A 25,037-nucleotide genomic window follows, 5' to 3' on the forward strand; every position below is an offset into this window, starting at 1 on the left:
GCGACATTTTTGGCTTCAATAACATTGGTTCCTAATCTTGGACCATTTGGAATATAGATTTCTAATTTTTCATCCAATTGTTTTTGATCTTCATTCAAGAGTTTATCATAGTTCTGCAAACGTGCTTTTTGTTTGGTTTGACGACCTTTAGCTCCTTGGCGAACCCAGTCTAACTCACGTTCTAAAGTTTTTCTACGTTTTGAAGCAACTTTCTCTTCCTGAGCCAAACGATTTGATTTTTGGTCTAACCAAGAAGAATAATTGCCTTTCCAAGGAATACCTTCTCCTCTATCCAATTCTAAAATCCAACCAGCAACATTATCCAAGAAATATCTATCGTGCGTTACCGCAATTACAGTTCCGGCATATTGTGCCAAATGTTGTTCTAACCAAAGAACTGACTCAGCATCCAAGTGGTTGGTAGGCTCATCCAAAAGCAATACATCAGGCTGTTGCAATAGCAAACGACATAAAGCTACACGACGGCGCTCACCTCCCGAAAGGTTTTTGATTGGCGTATCACCATCTGGAGTACGTAATGCATCCATGGCGATTTCAAGTTTTGTATCGATTTCCCAAGCACCAAGGGCATCAATTTTGTCTTGTAAAGCTGCCTGACGATCCATCAACTTATCCATTTTATCTGGATCTGAATAGTTTTCTTCAAGACCAAATAAATCATTGATTTGATTATATTCTTCAAGAACAGCCATTGTTTCAGCAGCACCTTCACGAACAATTTCGATCACGGTTTTAGATTCATCCAAAATTGGTTCTTGCTCTAAATAACCAACTGTATAACCAGGTTGAAAAACAACATCTCCTTGATAGTTTTTATCAACTCCGGCAATAATTTTTAAAAGAGAAGATTTACCTGAACCATTCAAACCTAAAATACCAATTTTAGCTCCATAAAAGAAACTCAAATAGATATTTTTAAGAACTGGTTTGTCTGCTCCTTGGTAGGTTTTACTCAATTTCTGCATTGAGAAAATTACTTTCTTATCGTCTGACATAATATTTTTAATTTTTGTTAATTAATTCAATGATTTTTAAATTTTTAACTTCTCATATATTTGAACTTTTAACAATAACTTCCTGCTTTTTATTCCCACTTTTACAAATAAAACAAATAAAATAGTTGTATGCTAATATTAAAAAAAGTATAAATATATGACAGCAAAGATAGTTCTAAATAAAAAGAATCCAAAATGAAGAATTTAGAATAATTGACTTTTATTCATTTAATATTTTGAGGAAAAAAAGGTTCTCAAAAAGACAGGAAGAAACAGATATTCAGTATTAAATGTATGAGTGTCCCGTCATTTTCGTGTTTTCTAAATCAATAACGAGGTGGTCGTTATGTAATGAGAAAGCGTTGCCTTTAGCAATATATGATTGACTGTTAATAAATATATAAAAGAATTTATCTCTTTCAATTCATTCGCTGCTCCATGCATAAATAACAATATATTAAATTTCTTTTTCCTCTTCTTATCAATTAAACTAAAATCTCTAAATTCTTAAAAGATTAAGTCAATACAATATATTACCCCATTCTTACTGAATTACAGAAATTCAATCATAATTATTTACAAAGTATATTCTTATTTTCAAATGAAAAAATCGCTTTTAATCGATAAAATTGTATTTTTTATCGAATGAAAATGATAAATATCATACTTTTGGATGATACTATACTATATTTTTGTCGAGCATTTTAAGTTCTTTTAAAGGATTTTATCTCGATAATGTTATGATTGATCGATTAGCGAGGAGACGAATTAACCAACACCTTAAAGGAATTCGTAGACTGTATGCCTTGGATCAGTCGGCAATTGTAGTAATAACCGATGCGATAGGAATTCTCATTCATATAAATGATAGTTTCTGTAAAATATCAAAATATTCACGCGATTAATAAAAAAAGAAAACTACATGAAATCAGCATTAAAAAAACAATTGTATATAATTTATTTTGTAATTGCTTCTTGCTTTTCGTTATCGGCTTTTGCAACACCTGGTAGTGATGCTCAAGCATTATACAATCAACTTGTGAGAGATAATCCCGGTGAAGCTGCAAATTTGTCCTACACACCCGGTGATGTGATTGTTTATGTTAAAGGAAATTACACTATCAAACAAAATATTACCGTTCCGATAGGAGTAACATTTTTTGTTGATTATCCTTCAACAGGAACCGTCAGTACATGTACTGTTGTTTCAGGCGTTACTGTTATAGTTAATGGAACATTAAAAACGGTTAATAATAAGTCAGATAAATATTATTTTGGTCGTGTTTCTAATCTTGGTAATATCACCATTGGTTCTTCAGGAAATGTTTCCATAGACGGTGGAGATATTTTGAATGGTGATGTGGCTGGTGCAGGTACTTTTACAAATAATGGGACTATTAACGTAACGGGAGAAGGAAGTATATATAATGGAAGGATGAGCACCGGCACAATGACCAATAATGGTACTATTACTGTTATTGGAACCAATAGTCGTTTGGTTAATGCATATGGGACCTATGACGTTGCTGGAACAGGTACTTTTACAAATTCAAGTACGGGTATCATTAATGTTAATGATGATGCACGGCTTATTAATGCGTGGATCGACAACTCAGCAAATGCAACCAGCACATTCACAAATGCAGGAAGTATTAATCTAAATGGCGGATGGCTCTATAATGGACATATCAATCCTATTGTATCTTCCGCATACAAAGCCAATGCAACATTTAATAATACCACAACAGGTGTTATAGAAGTTAAAAGCACTACGACGGCTGGTTACCTTCTTAATGGTTACGGTAATAACACATCTATTATTGCCAACTTTACAAATGGGGGCTTAATTGTAAACGATACTCCTCCTGGTAATACTTCTGGAAAGTTTCAAAATTACAACGGAAACACTTTAACAAATGAAGCAACCGGAAAAATCATAAACAATGGAACGATGGTTTTAGGCACAACAGCAATAACAAACAATGCCGGAGTTATCGATATGAATGTTCCATTGAACACAGTGGGCGGTACTCAGAATGGTGTTATAACGGTGACTCATGCACCACCTGCTAATGATGCTAAAGCATTATACGATCAACTTGTGACAGATAATCCCGCCGAAGCTGCAAATTTATCCTACACACCCGGCGATGTGATTGTTTATGTTAAAGGGAATTACACTATCAAACAAAATATTACCGTTCCGATAGGAGTAACGTTTTATGTTGATTATCCTTTAGCACAACCAAATATCAATATATGTACTGTTGCTTCAGGTGTTGATTTTACAGTTAACGGAACATTAAAAACGGTTAATAATAAATCAGACGAACGGTTCTATGGACGTATTTCTAATCATGGTAATATCATCATTAATTCTACGGGAAAAATTTTAATAGACGGTGGTGATATTATAAATGGTGATGAAGGGGGTGATGGCACTTTTACAAATAATGGTATTATTGATTTGACTGGGCACGGAAATATGATCAATGGCTCAAATGGCAATGGAACAATGATCAATAATGGTACTATTAATATTATTGGAGTTGACACCCCAGGCAATACTTTTTTTACTAATTCATCTAGTACTGGAGCGAGTTCATCCGGAATTTTCACAAATTCATCTACGGGTATTATTAATGTTACGAATGTAGCACGTCTTTATAATGCCAGTATTAATAACACCGCAAATGCAACAGGTACGTTTACAAATGCAGGACAAATTAATCTGGATGGCGGATGGCTCGATAATGGATATACCGATCCTGCTTCAGCTTCCACATACAAAGCCAATGCAACATTTAATAATACCACAACAGGTGTTATAACTGTTAAAAGCACTACAAAGGCTGGTTACCTTCTCAATGGTTACAGTAATAACACATCTATTATAGCCAACTTTACAAATGGGGGCTTAATTGTAAACGATACACCTCCTGGTAATACTTCTGGAAAGTTTCAAAATTACAACGGAAACACTTTAACAAATGAAGCAACCGGAAAAATCATAAACAATGGAACGATGGTTTTAGGCACAACAGCAACAACAAACAATGCCGGAGTTATCGATATGAATGTTCCATTGAACACATTGGGCGGTACTCAGAATGGTGTTATAACAGTAACAGAACCGGCTCCACCAACATTAGCTGTTGATGTGCCGTTGCCAAATGATTTCAGAGCAATTGCTTACCCTAATTCTTTCAACGATACTTTCACGATTGATGTGAATACTTCAAACCAAAGTCCATTGAATATTAAGGTATATGATATGTTGGGAAGACTTATCGAACAAAGAGAAGTAGTTGTTTTAAACAATACCACTACAATTAAAATGGGACAGAATTATTTTTCTGGAATTTACAACGTTATTCTACAACAGGAAAAGAGAGTAAAAACATTCCGAATGATTAAGAGGTAAATGTATGACTAGTCCTAAATAATCGATAGAGATTATTATACAAATATATTTAATTAGACGCCTGTAAAAACTTTTCTTGCAGGTGTTTTATTTTTGTAAGTTCTCATCTTTAGTTCTCTTTTGTTCATGCATTTGATCAGGAGTGAGCATGTAATTTGAATTATGAGGTCTTTTTATTATTATATAATAAATTTGACTAGCCCTATGTATATTCTCATCAATTATAAAAACATTCTCATCTTTTTTAAAAACTAAATTAAAATATTATTTTCAGAGACTTAACAGTTTAAAATTACTTTCTTATCGTCTGACATTTTTATTTATCTTTTAATTTATAATTCTGTTTTTTTATTGAATTTTGATGTTGTAGTTGAGAATTATTTTCTAAACTCTCCCTTTCAAAGCATTAAAAACCCAGGCATTCGCCAGAAATCCTACTCCAACAGCGGCAAATCCCCAGCCTGAAACATCTCTGTATTTGAAAAAACCTAAAGCTATTAGCAATAACCCCATAAGAGTCATTATAAAAGTAGCCCATCCTAAAATAGTATTTTTATTCATTCCCATAATTATTGGTTTGTTTTGGAAGAACAAATATCGGTTTTTTTGATCTATTTTTAATTAAATATTTTATAAAGCATCTCTCTTAATAAATCAGCGTGGGAAAAGTTATTAGCGCCAACACCTTTACCTTTTACGTCGGTATCGCGTAAAGCAGCTATGATTTGGCTTACTTTTTTCATTGGGTAATTCTTAATCGCAACATCATAATCTTTCAGGAAATAAGGATTCACACCCAGAACTGATGCCACATTTTTAGGATTTTTGTCTTTCAATCCGTGGTATTTTAATAATTGGATAAAAAAGCTAAAAATCATACTGGTGGTCAATACTAATGGATTGTCTTTTGGATTATGAGAAAAGTTTTCGGCAATTTTATAGGCTTTTAATTGATCACGTTCCCCTATTGCTTTTCGCAATTCGAATACATTATAATCTTTACTAAATCCGATGTTATCTTCAATATCCTTTGCAGTAATAGTGCTTCCGACTGGTAAAATAATCTGCAGTTTTTCGAGCTCATTATTGATTTTACTCAAATCTGTTCCTAAAAATTCAACCAACATCGCAGACGCTTTTGGTTCAATGCTATATTTTTTTCCAGCTAATACACGCTTAATCCAATCTCCTATTTGATTATCATATAGTTTTTTACTTTCGTAAATAACGCCATTTTTAGCAATAGCTTTGGTGATTTTTTTTCGTTTGTCCAGCGTTTTGTATTTGTAGCAAAACACCAAAACAGTTGTTGCCATTGGATTTTCGGCATAACTTTCAAGTTTTTCAATGGTGCGGGATAATTGCTGGGCTTCTTTTACAATAACCACTTGACGCTCGGCCATCATTGGATAACGTTTGGCTGTCGAAACCACATCTTCTATAGCAACATCTCTTCCATAAAGAACGGTTTGATTAAATCCTCTTTCGTCTTCAGATAGAATATTGTTCTCGATATATTCAGATAATTTGTCAATGTAATAAGGTTCATCTCCCATCAAAAAATAAATAGGTTTGATGTTTCCTGCTTTTATATCATTTACAATTTTAATTACTTCATCCATTTTTTTTGTTTAGGTACAAGATTTAAGGCTTAATATTTAAACAACTTGAAACTTTAAACTATAAACTTCAAACTATTTTATAATTTTGCTTCATGCAAAAACTCAATTTTCCTTCCTATACTTTTCGTTTCAAAAATAGCGAAAATAAAGTATGTATATTTGATGTCATCAGGAAAAAATTCATCATTCTTACCCCGGAAGAATGGGTTCGTCAACATGTAGTTCACTATTTGATAGAGGAAAAAAAATACCCAAAATCATTGATTAACGTTGAAAAAGTTTTAATGGTCAATGGGTTACGAAAACGCTATGATGTTGTAATTTTCAATCCCAATGGGACTATTTTTATATTAATCGAATGCAAAGCTCCCGAGGTTAAAATTGCACAGACTACTTTTGACCAAATTGCTAGATACAATATGACACTATCAGCTGAGTTTTTGATGGTTACCAATGGCTTAAATCATTATTTTTGTTTAATGGATTTCGAAAACGAAAAATATGAGTTTTTAAGAGAGTTACCAGATTATAATGCGACTAAAAAGGATATTGAGAATAGCATTTAGTCTTTATTAATTTGAAAATATAAAAATAAATTTCTTTGAAAAAAATAGCTGTAGTTATACTGAATTGGAATGGCGTGAAGTTGTTAGAACAGTTTTTACCTTCTGTAATTCAATTTTCGCCCGAAGCAACAATATATATTGCCGATAATGCTTCAACAGACGAATCAATACAATTTGTACGAAACAATTATCCGTCTGTCGGTATTGTACAAAATAAAACTAACAAAGGTTTTGCTGGCGGCTATAATGATGCTCTAGAACATATAGATGCCGAGTTTTATGCTCTTGTCAATTCGGATATTGAAGTGACCGAAAATTGGTTGCAACCCATATTGAAAACATTCGAATCTGAACCAAATACAGCTATTATTCAGCCTAAGATTTTGGATTACAAACGAAAGGATTATTTTGAATATGCCGGTGCTGCTGGTGGTTTTATTGATAAATATGGATATCCATTTTGCAGAGGCCGTATTTTTGATACTTTAGAAAAAGATAATGGACAGTATAATGATGATACTGAGATTTTTTGGGCTTCGGGTGCGTGTTTTTTTATCCGAAGCAAAATTTATAAAGAATTAAATGGTTTTGATGAAGATTTTTTTGCTCATCAGGAAGAAATTGATTTGTGTTGGAGAGCACTTAATAAAGGGTTTAAAATCAAATACATTTCAGAATCAATTGTTTATCATGTTGGAGGGGCTACTTTGCAACAATCCAATCCACAAAAAACATATTTAAATTTTAGAAATTCCTTGTTAATGTTAACAAAAAATCTGCCACATAAAAATCTTTTCTCGGTGATTTTTAGCAGATTAGTATTAGATGGTATCGCTGGAGTGAAATTTATTTTTTCTGGTCAATTTGCTCATTGTTTGGCAATTATACGTGCACATTTCTCATTTTATTGTTTATTTTCTAAGAATTTTAGCAAAAGAGAGAAAAATCAAATTTCGATATACTTTAAAACCAAAAGCATCGTTTATAGTTATTATGTAAAAAGTGGCACAGTTTTTGGTGACATAATTTAACAATAATTTACATTTAAAATTAACATTTAAAAACTAACTTTGTCAAACACGTTTAATTAAAATTACGATCTATGAAAAAAATAATGATCACTTTATCGGCTTTAGCACTTTTGACTTCTTGTGTATCAAAAAAGCAATATGCGGCTTTGGAAGCTAAAAACAAGGAAACCCAAGATTTATTGAACAGTTGTACAGTAAAATTAAATTCTTGTTTGGAGGAAAAAGCAGGTCTTACTGCAACAGTTGCAGGTTTGAAAGAAACAAATCAACATTTGATCTCTACTTCTAAAGATATGACAATCTTATCAACTAAAGGAGCTGAAAATATTGAAAAAGCTTTAGAGTCTATCAAAGAAAAAGATTTGAAAATTAGCAGAATGCAAGATGCTTTGACCAAAAAGGACAGTGTTACACTTGCAGTTGTTACTAGTTTGAAATCAGTTGTTGGAATGGATGATAAAGACATCGAAATCAATGTTGATAAAGGAGTGGTTTTCATTTCTATCTCTGATAAAATGTTATTTAAAAGTGGTAGCTACGAAGTAAGTGACAAAGCAAAAGGAGTTTTAGCTAAAGTTGCAAAAGTAGTTAATGACAAACCAGATTTTGAATGTATGGTTGAAGGCCACACTGATACTGATGTATTAAAAGGAAATTCTTGTTTAATTGACAACTGGGATTTGAGTGTTAAACGTTCTACTGCTATCATCCGTATTTTATCTAGTGATTTAGGCGTTAATCCAGCTCAATTAATTGCTGCAGGTAGAAGTTCATACGTTCCTTTGGTGCCAAATGATTCCCCAGAAAATAAATCTAAAAACAGAAGAACTCGTATCTACGTAATGCCAAAAATTGATCAGTTCTATGATATGGTTGAAAAAGAAATGAAAAAACAACCGGGAGCTCCAGCAGCACCTGTTCAAAAATAATTCTTTCAAAATAGTTAATAAAAAACGCTTCGAGATTCGAAGCGTTTTTTTTGTTTAAAATAGTCAATAATGTTTAATGAAAAATCTTGAGCTTTTTTTATAATAATATAATCCTGTGAAAATCTCCATGATGTGTTATAGAAACTGGTCGGATTATATTGTCATTATCTAAAAAATAAGGTATCCTATTATTTTTTTTTACATTATCCAATGTTTGCAAAGATTTAATTTTGAGAAAATCAGCTAGTTCAAAAACAGCTTCAGAATAGATATATCCATTGGTAATCTGAGTTTGTGTATGGAATTTGAAATCCTCAATAGTAACTTTACCTGAACTTTCATCTTCATAAAGACATTCTAACATCCATGGAAAATAGCCATTGATACCTGTGAGACGATTGTAAATTTTATATGCAGCTTCTTTCCTTGTCCATAAATTCCAAATCATAATTTCAGGGTCTTGACTTTTATGGATCAATTCTTGTTCTCGAATAGAAAAAATTTTTTCTAAAAAACCTTTCCTTCTCCAATTACTTTCTTTCCTTGCTAAATTAAGATCCACAATATCGTTCCCAATCATTACAATTTGATTTGATTTGATTTGATTATATATTATGATTATTTGTCTTTAAGCAACTCTGTTTCAATAATTCCAATGGCTTGTTTTACTGTCACCATATCTTTCATTGATTCATTATCAATCATAACATCAAATTTTTCCTCAATGTCCAGTATAACGTCCACTAGGTTTGCAGAATTTATTTTTAAATCATTAATAAAATCTGTTTCTTCGGTAAGTGAATTAAAAGCTTCCTGATCTTGAGCATATGGTTTTATAATATGTTTCAATTGTTCTAGTAATGTTTCTCTATCCATAAAACTGTATTTTATTTAGTTAACTATTTAACAATAAGATTACTAATATATCATTTTTTTAAAAACAACACATCCATTTACATCTCCAAATCCGAAACTTGCCTTTAAAATAATATTAATATCTGCCTCAATTAAGTGCATAGGAATGCAATCAGGATCAATGATAGCTTTAATTTCTGGATGTAAATCTTCACAATTGCGATTTGGAAAAATAAATCCATCATGTAGTTGTAACACAGTTGCAACACTTTCAATACTTCCAGCCGCAGCTAAACAATGCCCTACAGTAGATTTTAACGAATTTATATAAGGAAAATTGTCTCCGCTACGTTTTAAAGCTGCACTCCAATTTGAGATTTCCAAACTATCCTTGGTTGTTGCAGTGAGGTGACCGTTGATGGCATCAACATCTTGTCCAGTAATTCCAGAATTTGACATTGCTTGCTGAATACATTTTTGCACCGCAATAGGGTTTGGAGCTGTCAACGATCCTAAACCTCTTTGTCCTCCGGAATTTATACAGCTACCTAAAATTTCGGCGTATATTCTTGCTCCACGAGCCAAGGCAGTTTCCAGATCTTCAAGTACCAAAGCTCCTGCTCCACTAGCCGGAACAAATCCTGAAGCGCTTTCTGACATTGGTCTTGAACCTGTTTCAGGAGAATCATTATGCCTAAAGGTACACACCCGCATCGCATCAAAACCTCCCCAAATATAAGGCCCGGAATCACTTGTACTCCCTGCCAAAATCCGTTTGGCTTGCCCAGACTGGATACGATCATAAGCCATGATAATACTTTCGGTTCCTGTAGTGCAAGCGGAAGAATTACTTGAAACCTGATTTCCTAAACCTAGTTTTCCTCCCAAATAAGCACTTACACTACTATTCATTGTCTGAAGTACAGTGGTACTGCCTAAATTTCTAACTTTATAATCATCAATTTTATAAATACTTTCACGTAGTTTTTCAATTCCAGAAGATCCCATTCCAAAAATTGTTCCGCTATCCCAATCAGGTTCATCTAGCTTTTCGATCGATAATACAGCATCTTTCCAAGCATCTATTCCGGCAATCACACCATATAAAATCCCAGATGAATTGAAGTTTTTTAATTCTAATTCGGTAAAATATTGCAAAGCTAATTCGGTAGATACATCTGGCATTCCAGCAATTTGGCAGGAAAATTTTAATCTTTCTAATTCTTCAAAATATTTAATACCCGAAATTCCATTTTTGATAGCGTGCTGAAACGCATCAAGACCTACTCCGTTTGGAGCAACCACACCTAGACCTGTAATTACAACTCGCTTTTTCATTTACTTTCAATCTAGATTCATCATACCAGAAATCACACCATTGCAAACTATATCGCCATTAGCATTTTTCATACTGACATTACATTTCAATTTACCAAATCTAAAATATATTTTTTCTGAAACCACCGTTACTTTTTCTCTCGGATAAACTACTTTTAAAAATTCAATATTTGTTGATGTTAAAGCAATTACGGTATTTGAATTTATTTTATCATTTAACAAAAAAATACCAAAACAAACCAATCCAATTTGAGCCATAACCTCTGTTAAAATCACACCCGGTGTCACGGGATTGTTTTTAAAATGCCCTTTGTAGAAATCCAGATTTTCATCAAAAGTATATTCTCCCTCTACTCCGTTTTCATCAATTTTAAGAATTTGATCCACAAACAAAAATGGTTTGGAATAAGGCAATTTTGAAAGTATATCAGTTTTATCCATTAAATATGATTCTAAAATTTTAACAATATTCTTTGCGCAGAAAATCCCGGCCCGAAACTCAACATCAAACCTTTTGAATCTTTTTCAGGTTTTTTATCGATAAATCGCTCCAAAACATACAAAACCGTTGCACTTGACATATTTCCGAAGAGTTTTAAAACTTCTTTTGTATCATCGATATTTTTTCCATGATTCAAAAAAAGATCTTCTACAATCTGAATAATTTTTTTTCCTCCTGGATGAAAAATCAAATGATCAATATCGCTAATTTTTAAATTGTTTTTTTCTAAAAACGGGTGAACAATTGTATCAAAATGTGAAGCAATCGTATTTGGAACTTCTATATTCAAGACCATTTGTAATCCAGAATTAGTGAGTTTAAAACCCATCATGTCAATATTATCATAGAAATGATACATTTCTTCTGCAAGGATTTCGACTCCTTCATCGTCTTCATCAGATGAAAGCAAAACACAGGCGGCTCCGTCTCCAAAAATAGCTGCACTCACAATATTTGCCATTGAAAAATCATCTAGTTGAAATGTAGCTGTCGGACTTTCTATAGCAATAACCGCAGCTTTTTTGCCCGGATTGGCTTTTAGGAAATTCTTAGCGTATATAATTCCCGAAATTCCGGCTGCACAACCCATCTCGGTAACTGGAAGGCGTACGATATCTTGTCGCAGTTTCAAAGTATTTATTAGATATGCATCCAATGACGGAATCATAATTCCAGTACAACTTACAGTAATGATAAAATCCAATTCGTCAGGAGACCATTGCGCTTTTTTTAAAGCTTTATCCAAAACTTTTTCTCCAAGTTTAATTACTTCTTTACAATAAATATCGTTTTTATCTTCAAAAGACGTCTTTTCAAAAACAAGTGCCGGATCCATAATCGAATATCGTTTATCGACTTCGGCATTTTCAAAAATCTTCTTTACCTTACGAATAAAACGTTCTTCCTGTCCTTCCAGCCAAATTTCCAAAAAAGGAATAATTTCCGCTGTTGTCCTAGAAAAATTTGGTAATTCTTTGGTGACACATTTTATTTTTACACTCATTATTACATCGTAATTTTGAAGTTAACATCAAGACTTATTTTTTTACTATCAATTGGTAACGGAACGCCCATTTCCACCGAATATCATATTTTTTAAAATTTAATCTTTCAGAAAATGCAATTAATTCTCTTTTTTTGAAACCTCTTAAAATAGAAATCAAACCATCTTTTCTTGACATTTCATTCAATCCAAAAAAGAAACAAATTGCTTGAAACAATCGATATGCTACAGCGCTCCGATGCAAATCATTAATAACAAAACCTAACTTTGAATTTCGTTCAAACTGTTTTAATATTTTTAAAATTTCATTATTTTCAAAATGATGTAACGTCAACGTACAAAGAACAATATCGTATTTTAATTCATTAAAAGATTGATCAAAAATATTTTCACATCTGTAACTGATATTTGAATAATCTTTAGACAAATCGATGGCATAATTTACCGTAAAACTATTAGCATCAATACCGATTAACTGCAATTTTAGATTGTTTTTCAAACCAAAATCAGCCAGTTTTCGCAACATATCTCCATTCCCACAACCAACATCTACAATCGTAATCAAATCTAATTTGGAAACATTTTTTAGTAGCCTTTTAACTCCTTCTAAAGTCAATTGATTACCTCCTAAAAGCTGATTTATTCGAGCAATTTTATCCAATGCCGATTTCAAATTATTTCCTTCTATAGTAAAATCATCCATTATTTCAGATTCATCAGTTCTATAGCTCGTTTTTAGAAACATCTTTTTTTAGAAATTTTAATCTTTAATAACAATTGACTTACCGTGAGTTTGTTTTATTATAAAAGGCAATAATATAGGGAATGTAATCATAATTTTCATCAGAGCAATAGAAACATTTGAATTTTGTAATAAAAATGCCAAAAGTCTCCCAATTCTTATTCTTTTTTTAAAATTGCGTTTCCATTCATTTTTGTACATTTTCTCTAATTCATCTCTGGATTTGACTTCATTTTTATAAAATTTGTTGATCAATTCACAGACAATTTTTGCGCTATGAATCGCCATAGCCATGCCATTTCCACATAAAGGATGAATCAAACCAGCGGTGTCACCAATCATCAGAATATGATTTTCTACAACCGCTTTTTTATCAAATGAAACTTGACTAATAGTTAGCGGACTATCAAAAATCATTTTGGAAGTTTCAAAAACAGATCTTAAATGTGGATTTTTAGCAACAACCTGATTTTGGAATTCATCGATGTTTTTGTGTTTTTTAAATGAAGTATAAGTTGTCAAATAACAAATATTTATTGCATCATTTTCTACTTTTGAAACACCGCAATAACCACCTTCAAAATTGTGTAAACCAACTAAATCATTTGGAAAATTTCCTGAATAATGTGCTTTTACCGCTAACCAATGTGATTTCTTTAATGCAAATTTGCGCTTTAATTTTAGATCAATATTAGAGCGTTTTCCAAATGCGCCAATTACAATTCGTGAATTTATGATTTTGCCATTGGAAGTGGTAACTGTAAAAATATCTTTCTTATAAACAATATCTTCCACATTATCCTGAATGATTTTGCATCCATTTTGGACGGCTTTTTTACATAAAAAATAATCAAAAGCATAACGGCTGACTCCAAATCCGCCAAGTGGTAAATCGCAGTGAATCATTTGTCCATCAACAGTTGAAAAATCTAGTTTTGAAATTTGAGTGGAATTTAATTCGGATATATCTAGCGAAAGCCAATTTAGGTATGGTAGAATTTCATTGGAAACATATTCGCCGCAAACTTTATGTTTTGGATATTCATTTTTTTCAATCAACATTACTTTTAATCCAATTTTTGACAAATGAATAGCAGCTGTAAGTCCAGCAAGTCCACCACCAACAATTGTAATTTCTTTAGAAATATTCATAGTAAAATAATTATGATAGAAAAATTATGTTTATTGTGAAAATACGTAAAATGTTGTCACAAAAGCGAATAGAATGTTTGTTTTATTTCTGAATAGTCAAGTAGAAAATTAAAATTTTGGAACTTGTTTTTTGAATTTTCTAGTCCTATATTTGCTTTCCAATTAAAAATTCTATGGAACAATTTGTAGTATCGGCCCGTAAATATCGTCCACAAACATTTAAAGATGTAGTAGGACAAAAAGCGATTACCAATACTTTGCTTAACGCCATAGAAAGCAATCATTTAGCATCCGCACTTTTGTTTACCGGACCTCGTGGGGTCGGAAAAACGACTTGTGCTCGTATTTTGGCCAGGAAAATAAATCAGCCCGGATACGATGATCCAAACGAAGATTTTGCTTTTAACGTATTCGAATTAGATGCTGCTTCAAACAATTCGGTTGATGATATTCGAAATTTAATTGACCAGGTTCGTATTCCACCACAAACAGGACAATACAAAGTTTATATCATTGACGAGGTGCATATGCTGTCTTCAGCGGCTTTTAATGCTTTTTTGAAAACATTAGAGGAACCACCAAAACACGCCATTTTTATATTGGCAACCACCGAAAAACACAAAATCATTCCAACGATTTTATCTCGTTGCCAAATATTTGATTTCAAAAGAATTACTGTAAAAGACGCAAAAGAACATCTTGCTGATGTAGCTACAAGTCAAGGAGTTGCTTTTGAGGACGATGCTTTACATATTATCGCCCAAAAAGCTGATGGCGCAATGCGTGATGCTTTGTCTATTTTTGACAGAGTCGTATCTTTTTGCGGAAATAATTTAACACGTCAGGCTGTAACCGAAAACTTAAATGTTTTGGATTACGAAACCTATGTAAATATTACCGATTTAATTCTGGAAAATAAAATTCCAGATTTATTAATGGCTTTCAACGATATTCTTGCCAAAGGATTTGATGCCCATCATTTTGTTTCAGGTTTAGCGAGTCATTTCAGAGATTTGTTAGTAAGCAAAACACCTTCAACACTTACATTACTCGAAGTTGGTGAACAAGCACAAAAAATGTATGGTATTCAAGCACAGAAATGCAGTCAGGATTTTTTATTAAAAGGAATCGAAATTGCCAATGATTGTGATTTAAAATATAAATCAAGTCAAAATCAGCGATTACTTGTAGAACTTTGTTTGATGCAACTTGCCTCTATCACTTATGATGGAGAAAAAAAAAAGTTGAGCAATTTATAATCCCTCCTACTTATTTTAGAAAAACAGATTATTCAATAGTTGAAGTATCTAAAAAAGAAGATGTTGCAACTAAAGCAGATAATAAAGTCACTGAAGCAAAAGCAGAAACCACTGAAACTGTAAAACCATATGTTCCAGTAATTGAAAAACCACAAATTCAAAATCCTGTAACTCCAACAACACCAGGAAACGAAACCAAATTTTCGGCTTTATCACTTTCAAGTATTCGCGCCAAAAAGAATTTAGAAGAAAGTTTAAAAGGTTTTGTAAAAGAGGATAATAATGCAGTACTCCCAACTGAAACATTTACAGAAACCCAAATGCTTTTGTATTGGACCAAATACGCCGAACGATTAGGAAGCAAAGGGTTCAAAATCATGGAATCTTTACTGTTAATCAATGATCCAAAATTAGATGGCACCAAAATCACTTTTGAATTACCAAATGAAGGTTCAAAACTTGATTTTGAAAAAGAAATGATTGGTCTTTTAGGATATTTACGCGGTCATTTACACAATCATGACATCACAATTGAAGTTAATGTAAATGAAAGTATAGAAATCAAGAGAAGTTTTACTGACCAGGATCGATATAATCGCTTTTTGGAAATCAATCCCAATATTGAATTATTAAGAACAACTTTCGGTTTAGATTTAGATGCTTAAAAAAATAGTTGTATTTTTTACACAAATGAAATTTTTAATTTCAAAAAATGTTATTTTTGTAATTACGGCTAATATATTATAACATAATATTAGAATTTAATAACCGCTAAAAATTAAAAAAATGGAAAACAAATTAGCAAATCCTGCTCCTTTAGGTCTTCTTGGTTTTGGAATGACCACAATCTTATTAAACATTCATAATCTTGGATTTTTTCCTGTGAGTGCTGTAATTATATCAATGGGTATATTTTATGGAGGTTTGGCTCAGGTCATTGCAGGAATATTATCCTTTAAAAACGGAAAAACATTTGCCGGAACTGCTTTTACTTCTTATGGATTTTTTTGGATTTCGTTGGTTGGGATTTGGCTTTTTCCAAATACAGGATTTGAAATGGCCGGAAAAACTCCAGCAGCATTTTTTGGTTGCTATTTAGCTCTTTGGGGAATTTTCACTGCCTTTATGTGGTGGGGAACTTGGGGAGGCAGTAAAGTACAGCAATTTGTGTTTCTATCATTAACTATTTTATTTTTCGTTTTGGCTACAGAAAAAATCACTGAAATTGAAGCATTAGCACCAGTGGCAGGTGCCATCGGAGTTATTTGCGGAGGAAGTGCCTTTTATTTAGCAATGGCAGAACTTTTAGAAGAAGTAAAAAACGAAAAGGTTTTACCTTATTAAAATATAGCTCCTCAAATTTATCAAATTTAAATTTTTATAAAAAAGGCTCAAAATGTTCGTAAACGTTTTGAGCCTTTTTTAATATTAATTAGCCTGATGTTTCAAAAATTCTTCTTTTGAAACTTTTTCTCCCAACAAAAAATAATTTTCAAAGAGCACAGTCCCATCGGGTTTATACATATGCGAGACTCCATTCTTTTTTCCTTTTTGATAAGTAGCATCCATACCCTTTTTATTCATATTGTATGATGTAGAGACTCCGTCTTGCAAATCATCTAAATAATTATTTTCAGATATCAATACACCATTAAAATATGTTCGTGATATACCATTCCTTAAGTTGTTTTTATAAGTCGTCTCCGAAATTAGTTGACCATTCGTATAACTCGATGACAAACCATCTTTCTTACCATCTTTATAGATAGTTTTAGATACAATCTTACCATTGCTATACATTTCGTTTGCACCGTTCAGTTTACCGTCTTTATATTCTTGTCGAAGCCAAATGTTTCCATCACTATCAAAATTTTCCTTTAAACCATTACGAACGCCATTTTTATAATTTAGTTTGCATTCTAAAATTTCAGAACTGCTATACCAAAAGGCTTCTCCAGTTATAACACCCTTTTTAATATCATATAATGCAAAACTACCGTTATCTAAAGGTATTTTATATTTTCCTTGCAAAGGTTTCCCGTTTAAAGTAAGTACAAGTTTAGTACTATCAGCTGAATAATCCTTTTGTAAATGTTTCCATTGTATTTGTTCTGGAAGTTGTGCATAAAGTGAAGCCGACAAACACAGTATTATAAAAAAACTGCATATTCTGGTAATTTTCATAGTAAAGAATTTAAAATATTTTTTTTCAAAAATAAAGATAAATTCTTTCAAAATTGTATGTGTTTATAAATTAATTTTTGTTAAAATAAATTATAAAACTTTATTGAAAGCAATGATGCATTTGATTAACTATAAAAAAGAAGTTTAAAAAATATTTCAGTTAATTTATTTGATAAAAAATGTATCAATATTAAAATCCCAATTTAAATTGGTGTTGTACCATAACTGTCCTTTTGAAACATATAAAGGGCAATCAAAATTGTTAGTGTATAAAGCTCCTGTACCTAATCCCTGAGGCATTTGATTGTTGAGTGTAAAAGTCCATTGAGAAATTGCATTTAGTCCGATGTTACTTTCCAATGCTGAAGTTATCCACCAACCAATATTATATTTTTTGGCCAAAGCTATCCACTCTTTTGTTCCTTTAAATCCTCCTACAAAACTTGGCTTCAAAATAATGTATTGCGGTTTGATTTTAAGCAGTAAATTTTCTTTTTCTTCAAATGTAAACACACCGATTAGTTCTTCATCCAAAGCTATAGGAAATGGAGTGTTTTTACATAGCTCTGACATAGTGTCAGTATGTTCTTTTTGAATTGGCTGCTCAATGCTATGTAGTTGAAATTCAGATAACTGATTTAATTTATATAAAGCTTCATTAGAGCTAAAAGCGCCATTTGCATCAACCCTAATTTCTATTTGATTAGCAGTAAAATGTTGTCGTATAAAACGCAATAATTGCAACTCTTTATTAAAATCTATAGCTCCAATTTTGAGTTTTATGCAACGAAAACCAGCAGCTAATTTCTCTTCAATTTGTTGCTTCATAAAGCCTTCTTCTCCCATCCAAACTAAACCATTTATTTCAATTGATTTGTTTCCGTTGGTAAAATCAGAAGGAAAAAGTAAAAAAGGATTTTCACTTTCTAAAGATAAAAAAGCCATTTCGACCCCAAATTGAATTGATGGAAATTCTAATAATTCATCCCAAAGTTTGTCTTTCCCCAAATGAATATTAGAACACGTCCATTGTAATTTTTCTTCATAATCTAATCGATCATCAGCACTTAATCCTCTCAAAATTCCGCACTCACCTATTCCTTTTCTTCCTTCATCTTCTAGTATAATAAACCAAGTTTCCTTTTCGGTCATTACACCCCGAGATGTTCCGGAAGGACGTTTAAAATTTAAAATGTATTTATGATAAGTCGCTTTCATTTAATTATAAATAATGGAGTTGTAAATTGATAATCGTTTACTTCTGTCAAAATTATTCTTTATACAATTTTAAAACACGTTCAAAATCCTCATTTTGAATCCCATTTTTATCAAAAGATTTGAAATCTTGTTCCGTTTTTTGAACCCAACTTACACTATCAGTTACGTTTTGATTCTTGTATTTATTATAGATTTTTTTAGCTTCTTTGTAATTGTCGTTTAGTAAATATGCATGGGCCAAATTCAATTGAATCAATAATTCGGTATTGTCCAGTTTTTCTCCATCTTGCAAATACTTTAAAGCTTTCCCGTATTGTTTTGTCAAAAGATAACAACTGCCAATGTTATTGTAATCCATAACTGTAGCTTTGCCGTTATTAATAATCACTGATAGTTTTTCAATTGCTGCTCCATATTTACCATTTTTAATTAAAACAGCTGCTTCTTTGCGTAAATCAGCAGTAATGGCAGGAGAAGCGTTTGTTTCATTTAAACAAATATCTCCAGCATCTTTAAAAACTTTGGAACGTTCCATCGGCAATAAGTTCTGAAATTCTTTGAATTTATATTTGGCTTGAACTTTATCCAATATACAAACACAAAAACTATCAGAGTTACTCATTTTTTGGGCCAAATTAGAAGTTTTACACTGATCAATTATTGATTTCCTATTCTCGACAGTCCATCCGCGACTTAATTTTTTATCTACCCAAGGCACGACTTCGAGGATAATTTTTTGATTCATTATCCAGTTTTTGCTTTCAAAACCAAACCACAAAGCAGTTGTATTACTACTGAAACAGCTTATTTTATCTACAGAAAGGCGTTTGGCGTCTTTGCTGACTGGAGTATCTTGTATTACACAAGATTCAAGGGTTTTACCAGAATCTTTATATTTTGTAGCCAAATCTTCTTTAGAAAAGACAGCATAAGTACATTTGTCATCTCCTGAAATTTTTGACAAAACAAAAACCGCACCAGCTGATCCCTGACTAATTCCTGTTGGGTCAGGAATGGATTTCAAAACAGAAACCAAACTACTAGCTAGTTGTTGATTTTCGTCTAAAAGAGTGATCCTGTAGACTATTTCGGTAGTGCCAATTGGTAAATCTTCGGTTTTGATGATTATTCGGTCACGTGCAGAAACCTTAATTTCTTTAGTAGTTGATCGCTCTTTATCCCAATATCCGTCTTGTTGTTGTGCGAATATAATTGTAGAAAATAGTAGTGTTGTAACTAAAAGTAAATGTTTTGTCATTATTAAATATGATCTTATTTAAAAAAATGATTTTAAAATTCCTAAAACCCTAGCCCTGATTGCTTTGCCAGTTCGCTTCGCTCGTGTGCAGTGGAAATCCTTGCTGGCTGGGCTAGGGTTCAGCCAGCAAGATTGTAATGGATAACAGGATTAAGTTCCTGATTTTCCTTATTATAATTCAATAAAATCGCCTATTTCTAGCAACATTAAATCTTTTCCTTTATCAAAGAATTTTTTAATAGCTTTTTCATGATTGATTTCTATATATCCGAATGTATCGTAATGAATTCCGAGAACTTTATCGCATTCTACAAAATCAGAAGCAATTATAGCATCTTCAACATCCATAGTGAAATTGTCACCAATAGGAAGAACTGCCAAATCCAGTTTTGTTCGCATTGGAATCAATTTCATGTCCATTGTAAGAGCAGTGTCGCCGGCAATGTAAATGTTCTTATGCTCTCCTTCGATTACAAAACCACCTGGATTACCACCATTACTGCCGTCCGGGAAAGAACTTGAGTGAATTGCATTTACATATTTTAATTTTCCAAAATCAAAATTCCAGCTTCCACCGTGATTCATAGGATGCGATTGAAAACCTTTTTGACCATAATAACTGGCGATTTCGGCATTAGAAACAATTACCGCATTGGTTCTTTTGGCGATAGCTTCGACATCTAGAATATGATCGCCGTGCGCATGAGTCAAGAGAATAAAATCGGCTTTTAACGTATTGATATCAATATGAGAAGCTTTTGGATTTGCCGAAATATAAGGGTCAACAATAATATTTTTGCCACTCACTTCAATTCCCAAAGAAGCGTGACCGTAGAATGTTATTTTCATCTTTTGAATTTATGATTGTTAGACTTTAATGATAATTTTAAAATTGATTTTAGACTATCTTCCTCCAAGGAAAACGTTTACAATTATATCAGAAATTAATGAAATCATACAAATAGACAACAATATACTTAGTAAAAATGTGCTTAATGCCACTTTTTTTAATTCAGGATCAAGCAATTTTGGGTTTTCGTTTTTGGACACAGTGATTAAATGTTTTGTTAGCGGGATATATGCCAATAAAAACAAGTATTGATCGAAATGAAAGTTATTCAGTATTGCAAAGACCACTACAGATACCATTGCTCCAATGATTAAAAAGAAATGGTATTTTTTAGCATTTTCAGCACCCATTTTTACAACCAATGTATTCTTTCCTGATTTGGTATCCGAAGCTTGATCGCGCATATTATTTAAATTCAAAACTCCAACACTCAATAATCCTATCGCGACTGCAGGCAATATAAGTACAAGATCCAATTGTTTTGAATACAAAAAGTTTACTCCCAAAGTACTGACCAACCCAAAGAAAACGAAGACAAAAACATCTCCATATCCACGATAGCCGTAAGCTGATTTTCCTACTGTATAACGAATAGCAGAAATTATAGCCATAATACCTAATACTAAATAAAACAGTGAATACACAAGATTACTTTTGCCAAAAGCCACATAAATAAGAAATACTGCCGAAGCCAAAGTTAATATTGAAGTGATCACTAAAGCTTTTTTCATAGCCTGTGGGGTTATTACTCCACTTTGTATAGCGCGTTTTGGACCTACTCTATCCTCGTTGTCAGTGCCTTTGATTCCGTCGCCATAATCGTTGGCAAAATTAGAAAGCACCTGTAATCCTAAAGTTGTTAATAATGCGAAAGCAAAAATCTCCCAATTGAAAACCTCTGTTGGTGTAAGTACATTATCGGTAGGATGTGCTAATGCATACATACTTCCGACGATTATTCCAGAAACGGACAATGGTAATGTTCTTAATCTTGCTGCTTCAATCCAGTGTTTCATTTTTTGTATTTATTTGTTATAATATTTTAAAAAGTTTTATAATTAAAGAAATTAAATAGCCTCAAATTGTTTGTTCTACATCCAATTACTATCTGAAGTCTCCATACGATATAGCCAGAGATTGATGTATTGTTTTATTGCTGCAAAATTACCTAATTGAAAACTAATATTTCCACCAGCAGTATGTAAAGTTAATGAACCAATGTTTATATTTTTATGCCAAAAGAGCTGTGAAGTAGTAATTGCCTGAATTTTACTTGGTTTGATTATTCTATTCGTAACATCCCAAGCACCGCTTTGAAGGATTATAAAGTTGTCATGGATATAAAGTCGATTATTTTTGAATAAAAAGAACTGAATTACCGCTATAAAAACAACAAAAAACGACACAAAGTAATCCATCATTGGAAATTGATCCATTATCAAATTTCTAACAAAATAATAGGCTATCAATGGTAATCCAATGGAGAGGAATAATGAAAATCCAAGTTTTCTAAAATTAGGTTTTAGCATTATACCTTTTTCAGGAATCATTTGAAAAATAAGTTTTAAAATTTCATCTTTTTCAAAATCATTACAACCCGGAATTTCTATTGCAAGTTTATGATCTTCATTTTCACCCCCTGTTGCCTGAGATATTTTAAGTCCCAATACGTTCATTTTTTTCTGAAAAAAGTTTTGGGTAATACTGGTAACCTGCACCTTTTCAGGTTTCAAAATAGTGCTTTTGGTATTTAATAATCCATAAGAAAGTAACAAAGATCCTTTTTGTCGGGCAATTTTATAATCAAAATATTTAAAAATCGTTTTAACTAAGTTTACAATAATAACAATTGTAAAGAAAATAATAAATAGCAGCAGCAAAATTCTAAATATGTGGCTCTTGTCTACATAATTTTCAATTTTTTCATCATGTAGAATGTCTCTGCCGGTAAATTGTTTGATATGGTCGAAAAGAGAAATAAAAAAAGCCAGTATTATAAAAAAGCTTTTTACGTAATTTGAAGTAATTCCAATTTTTAACAGGCTCAAAAAACTGATTTTTATGAAATGTGTTTCTTCAACAATTTTTCTTTCATTTAAAACATCTATTGAAGATCCAATCTCATTGTTATCAATTGTTTTTTTTCTTTCATTCAATAATAAATGAGCCTTTAAACTTAATGCCAAATCATGTGAAATTGCTTTGATATCAGCCTCTTTTTTATTGGAACCAGCAGTATCAACGGCCAATTCATAAACACCTACCAATCGTTGAATTAAAGATTGGTTAATATTGACTTGTTGAATTTTATCTAGCTGAATGGTTGTTTTGGTTTTATTGAAAATACCTTCAGTTATAATAAACTCATCATTCTCTTGATCAATGTAAAAAGTAAAATTCAGATATTTTAGATACGAAATAATTCCAATTCCTCCTAAAACTAATAGAATTCCGCCAAAGAAATATATTTTATTAATTTCATTAAATTTAAAAAGCCAAATCACTAAAAGAGGCCAAAAAGCTTTGGCATATCCTTGAAATGAATATGCAAACATTACAAGAATCCCAACAATAGACTGTCTCTGAGGCTGATTGAAATCCTGATTCATTATAATTGTTTTTGAATTTTGCCCATCAACAATTGCTTAATATTTTCGGCTTGTTCTTTGGCAATTCCAGGGATATGAATATCACTAGAACTCCCGCCAGCGGTGTAAATTTCAACCTTTGCTAAACCAAAAAAACGAGAAAATAATCCTTCATGAAGAGCTACATGTTGCACTCTGTTGTAAGGAATCACGAGGGTATTGGTTGCAATGATTCCGTGTCTGAATAATACATCATGATTACGAAATGCAAATCCCATTTTTTTAAAACTTATTCTTGATAATAAAAGAATTACTATCAACAAGACAATATACAAAATGCTTAATTCCCAAATAAACGGTAAAAAATCCTCGTTTAAATACAGTACAATTCCTGCTGCTATTCCGAGAATCGTAAAAAATACAGCTAAATTAAGCAGTTTTACTTTCCAATAATCAGTATGCAAACTCGAAAATTGTATTTCTTCAAATTTAGGAAGTTTGGTAGTGTCTATGGTTTCATTAATAAAATCTTCCATTAATTGTATTTTTAAAGTTTGAGGTTTAAAGTTAGAGTATTACCTCATACTTTAAACCCCAGTTTTATAATTTCAATGTTGAACAATTCAAATTCCTATGGCAACCATTTCTTTTCAAAATTAGGTTTACGCTTTTCAAGGAATGCATTTCTACCTTCTTTAGCTTCTTCGGTCATATATGCTAATCTGGTAGCTTCACCTGCAAAAACTTGTTGCCCCACCATTCCGTCGTCTGTAAGATTCATTGCGAATTTCAACATTTTGATAGAAGTTGGAGATTTTGCCAAAATTTCCTGAGCCCACTCATATGCAGTATCCTCTAGTTCAGCGTGCGGAATAACTGCATTTACCATTCCCATTTCAAAAGCATCTTGAGCTGAATAATTTCTACCTAAAAAGAAAATTTCACGTGCTTTTTTCTGCCCCACCATTTTTGCTAAATATGCTGATCCATATCCACCATCAAAGCTGGTAACATCAGCATCAGTTTGTTTAAAAATAGCGTGTTCTTTGCTTGCTAAAGTCATATCGCAAACCACATGTAAACTATGTCCACCACCAACAGCCCAACCCGGAACTACTGCAATCACAACTTTTGGCATAAAACGAATTAAGCGCTGTACTTCCAGAATATTCAATCGGTGTTGTCCATCTTCCCCAACATATCCTTGATGTCCACGGGCATTTTGATCACCTCCACTACAAAAAGAATATACTCCATCTTTTGAAGATGGTCCTTCTGCAGACAACAAAACCACACCAATTGAGGTATCTTCCTGAGCATCATAAAAAGCTTGGTATAATTCAGAAGTTGTTTTTGGTCTAAAAGCGTTGCGTACATCAGGTCTGTTAAATGCTATTCTCGCAACACCATTGCATTTTTTATAAGTTATATCTTCAAATTCTCTAGCGGTTATCCAATCCATTCTTTTATTTTTAAATTATTTTACTGTAAAAATAAGTC

At 32.2% G+C, this 25,037-nt stretch carries 25 protein-coding genes and 1 pseudogene; 7 read left to right on the forward strand and 19 right to left on the reverse strand.

All coding sequences use genetic code 11. The features are described from left to right. On the reverse strand, positions 1–1,016 hold a 1,016-nt coding region (locus VLC96_RS00280; RefSeq protein ID WP_325259909.1), incomplete at its 3' end, for an ATP-binding cassette domain-containing protein. A 922-nt stretch (positions 1,017–1,938) separates the two neighbouring features. On the opposite strand from VLC96_RS00280, the gene VLC96_RS00285 reads away from it, so the two are divergent. Next, on the forward strand, positions 1,939–4,440 hold the full coding sequence (locus tag VLC96_RS00285; RefSeq protein ID WP_325259911.1) for a T9SS type A sorting domain-containing protein: 2,502 nt from the start codon (positions 1,939–1,941) through the stop codon (positions 4,438–4,440). A 384-nt stretch (positions 4,441–4,824) separates the two neighbouring features. Here the strand turns inward: VLC96_RS00285 and VLC96_RS00290 are convergent, their stop codons facing one another. Together VLC96_RS00290 and holA are read right to left on the reverse strand one after the other, a co-directional pair. Then, positions 4,825–5,007 (reverse strand): CAL67264 family membrane protein, encoded by a 183-nt coding sequence (locus tag VLC96_RS00290; RefSeq protein ID WP_325259971.1) that lies wholly within the window; start codon positions 5,005–5,007, stop codon positions 4,825–4,827. Positions 5,008–5,057: 50 nt separating this feature from the next. Beyond that, complete coding sequence (holA, locus tag VLC96_RS00295; RefSeq protein WP_325259913.1) at positions 5,058–6,062, reverse strand: DNA polymerase III subunit delta; 1,005 nt, start codon at positions 6,060–6,062, stop codon at positions 5,058–5,060. Positions 6,063–6,154: 92 nt separating this feature from the next. On the opposite strand from holA, the gene VLC96_RS00300 reads away from it, so the two are divergent. The 3 genes from VLC96_RS00300 (at position 6,155) to VLC96_RS00310 (ending at position 8,588) form a co-directional block, all read left to right on the forward strand. Then, a complete protein-coding gene (locus tag VLC96_RS00300; RefSeq protein ID WP_325259915.1) occupies positions 6,155–6,628 on the forward strand; it encodes a type I restriction enzyme HsdR N-terminal domain-containing protein in 474 nt (157 codons plus the stop codon). A 35-nt stretch (positions 6,629–6,663) separates the two neighbouring features. Further along, entirely contained in the window at positions 6,664–7,659 is a 996-nt protein-coding gene (locus VLC96_RS00305) for a glycosyltransferase family 2 protein (RefSeq protein ID WP_325259917.1), read from the forward strand. 71 nt (positions 7,660–7,730) lie between these two features. Further along, entirely contained in the window at positions 7,731–8,588 is an 858-nt protein-coding gene (locus VLC96_RS00310; RefSeq protein ID WP_325259918.1) for an OmpA/MotB family protein, read from the forward strand. A 97-nt stretch (positions 8,589–8,685) separates the two neighbouring features. Here VLC96_RS00310 and VLC96_RS00315 read toward each other — a convergent pair whose 3' ends face one another. Genes VLC96_RS00315 through VLC96_RS00345 form a run of 7 tightly spaced genes read right to left on the reverse strand, consistent with a single transcriptional unit; the run spans position 8,686 to position 14,180 of the window. Beyond that, the gene (locus VLC96_RS00315) at positions 8,686–9,168 is read right to left on the reverse strand and encodes a 4'-phosphopantetheinyl transferase family protein (protein ID WP_325259920.1); all 483 of its coding nucleotides are present in this window, start codon (positions 9,166–9,168) and stop codon (positions 8,686–8,688) included. 38 nt (positions 9,169–9,206) lie between these two features. Continuing rightward, positions 9,207–9,464 carry an acyl carrier protein gene (locus tag VLC96_RS00320; protein ID WP_325259922.1) on the reverse strand — a complete coding sequence of 86 codons (258 nt, stop codon included), beginning with the start codon at positions 9,462–9,464 and terminating at the stop codon, positions 9,207–9,209. Between the two features lie 42 nt (positions 9,465–9,506). Continuing rightward, positions 9,507–10,781 carry a beta-ketoacyl-[acyl-carrier-protein] synthase family protein gene (locus tag VLC96_RS00325; protein ID WP_325259924.1) on the reverse strand — a complete coding sequence of 425 codons (1,275 nt, stop codon included), beginning with the start codon at positions 10,779–10,781 and terminating at the stop codon, positions 9,507–9,509. A gap of 6 nt (positions 10,782–10,787) precedes the next feature. After that, positions 10,788–11,222 carry a 3-hydroxyacyl-ACP dehydratase FabZ family protein gene (locus VLC96_RS00330; protein ID WP_325259926.1) on the reverse strand — a complete coding sequence of 145 codons (435 nt, stop codon included), beginning with the start codon at positions 11,220–11,222 and terminating at the stop codon, positions 10,788–10,790. Positions 11,223–11,233: 11 nt separating this feature from the next. After that, a complete protein-coding gene (locus VLC96_RS00335) occupies positions 11,234–12,286 on the reverse strand; it encodes a type III polyketide synthase (protein ID WP_325259928.1) in 1,053 nt (350 codons plus the stop codon). A gap of 34 nt (positions 12,287–12,320) precedes the next feature. Then, positions 12,321–13,031, reverse strand: a complete 711-nt coding sequence (locus VLC96_RS00340; RefSeq protein ID WP_325259930.1) for a methyltransferase domain-containing protein — start codon at positions 13,029–13,031, stop codon at positions 12,321–12,323. 15 nt (positions 13,032–13,046) lie between these two features. Continuing rightward, on the reverse strand, positions 13,047–14,180 hold the full coding sequence (locus VLC96_RS00345) for an NAD(P)/FAD-dependent oxidoreductase (RefSeq protein WP_325259932.1): 1,134 nt from the start codon (positions 14,178–14,180) through the stop codon (positions 13,047–13,049). A gap of 173 nt (positions 14,181–14,353) precedes the next feature. On the opposite strand from VLC96_RS00345, the gene dnaX reads away from it, so the two are divergent. Then, positions 14,354–15,439: a DNA polymerase III subunit gamma/tau gene (gene dnaX / locus VLC96_RS00350; RefSeq protein WP_325259934.1), complete on the forward strand. Its 1,086-nt coding sequence runs from the start codon at positions 14,354–14,356 to the stop codon at positions 15,437–15,439. 157 nt (positions 15,440–15,596) lie between these two features. On the opposite strand, the gene VLC96_RS00355 is transcribed toward dnaX, so the two are convergent. Continuing rightward, positions 15,597–15,818, reverse strand: a complete 222-nt coding sequence (locus VLC96_RS00355; RefSeq protein ID WP_325259936.1) for a hypothetical protein — start codon at positions 15,816–15,818, stop codon at positions 15,597–15,599. Between VLC96_RS00355 and VLC96_RS00360 the strand changes: the two genes are divergently transcribed. Both VLC96_RS00360 and VLC96_RS00365 read left to right on the forward strand, forming a co-directional pair. Then, positions 15,817–16,104 carry a DUF8439 domain-containing protein gene (locus VLC96_RS00360; RefSeq protein ID WP_325259938.1) on the forward strand — a complete coding sequence of 96 codons (288 nt, stop codon included), beginning with the start codon at positions 15,817–15,819 and terminating at the stop codon, positions 16,102–16,104. The genes VLC96_RS00355 and VLC96_RS00360 overlap by 2 nt on opposite strands. Before the next feature lie 121 nt (positions 16,105–16,225). Beyond that, complete coding sequence (locus VLC96_RS00365; protein ID WP_325259940.1) at positions 16,226–16,783, forward strand: acetate uptake transporter; 558 nt, start codon at positions 16,226–16,228, stop codon at positions 16,781–16,783. Positions 16,784–16,867: 84 nt separating this feature from the next. Here the strand turns inward: VLC96_RS00365 and VLC96_RS00370 are convergent, their stop codons facing one another. The 8 genes and pseudogenes from VLC96_RS00370 to VLC96_RS00405 all read right to left on the reverse strand — a co-directional run. Continuing rightward, positions 16,868–17,623: a toxin-antitoxin system YwqK family antitoxin gene (locus tag VLC96_RS00370; protein ID WP_325259942.1), complete on the reverse strand. Its 756-nt coding sequence runs from the start codon at positions 17,621–17,623 to the stop codon at positions 16,868–16,870. A 165-nt stretch (positions 17,624–17,788) separates the two neighbouring features. Further along, entirely contained in the window at positions 17,789–18,841 is a 1,053-nt protein-coding gene (locus VLC96_RS00375) for an o-succinylbenzoate synthase (RefSeq protein ID WP_325259944.1), read from the reverse strand. A 52-nt stretch (positions 18,842–18,893) separates the two neighbouring features. Next, complete coding sequence (locus VLC96_RS00380) at positions 18,894–20,099, reverse strand: tetratricopeptide repeat protein (protein ID WP_325259946.1); 1,206 nt, start codon at positions 20,097–20,099, stop codon at positions 18,894–18,896. Between the two features lie 171 nt (positions 20,100–20,270). Next, entirely contained in the window at positions 20,271–20,948 is a 678-nt protein-coding gene (locus VLC96_RS00385) for a metal-dependent hydrolase (RefSeq protein ID WP_325259948.1), read from the reverse strand. Between the two features lie 54 nt (positions 20,949–21,002). Then, positions 21,003–21,965, reverse strand: coding sequence for a 1,4-dihydroxy-2-naphthoate octaprenyltransferase (gene menA, locus VLC96_RS00390; protein ID WP_325259950.1), 963 nt, complete (start codon positions 21,963–21,965; stop codon positions 21,003–21,005). Between the two features lie 75 nt (positions 21,966–22,040). Further along, the gene (locus tag VLC96_RS00395; RefSeq protein WP_325259952.1) at positions 22,041–23,558 is read right to left on the reverse strand and encodes a PH domain-containing protein; all 1,518 of its coding nucleotides are present in this window, start codon (positions 23,556–23,558) and stop codon (positions 22,041–22,043) included. Then, complete coding sequence (locus VLC96_RS00400) at positions 23,558–24,073, reverse strand: PH domain-containing protein (RefSeq protein ID WP_325259953.1); 516 nt, start codon at positions 24,071–24,073, stop codon at positions 23,558–23,560. Before VLC96_RS00400 ends, VLC96_RS00395 begins: the two co-directional genes overlap by 1 nt. Before the next feature lie 95 nt (positions 24,074–24,168). Further along, positions 24,169–25,002 (reverse strand): annotated as a pseudogene (locus VLC96_RS00405) (1,4-dihydroxy-2-naphthoyl-CoA synthase); the annotation flags it as partial. Between the last annotated feature and the right edge of the window lie 35 nt (positions 25,003–25,037).

It is taken from the genome of Flavobacterium sp. (genome assembly GCF_035456085.1).
Classification (GTDB): domain Bacteria; phylum Bacteroidota; class Bacteroidia; order Flavobacteriales; family Flavobacteriaceae; genus Flavobacterium.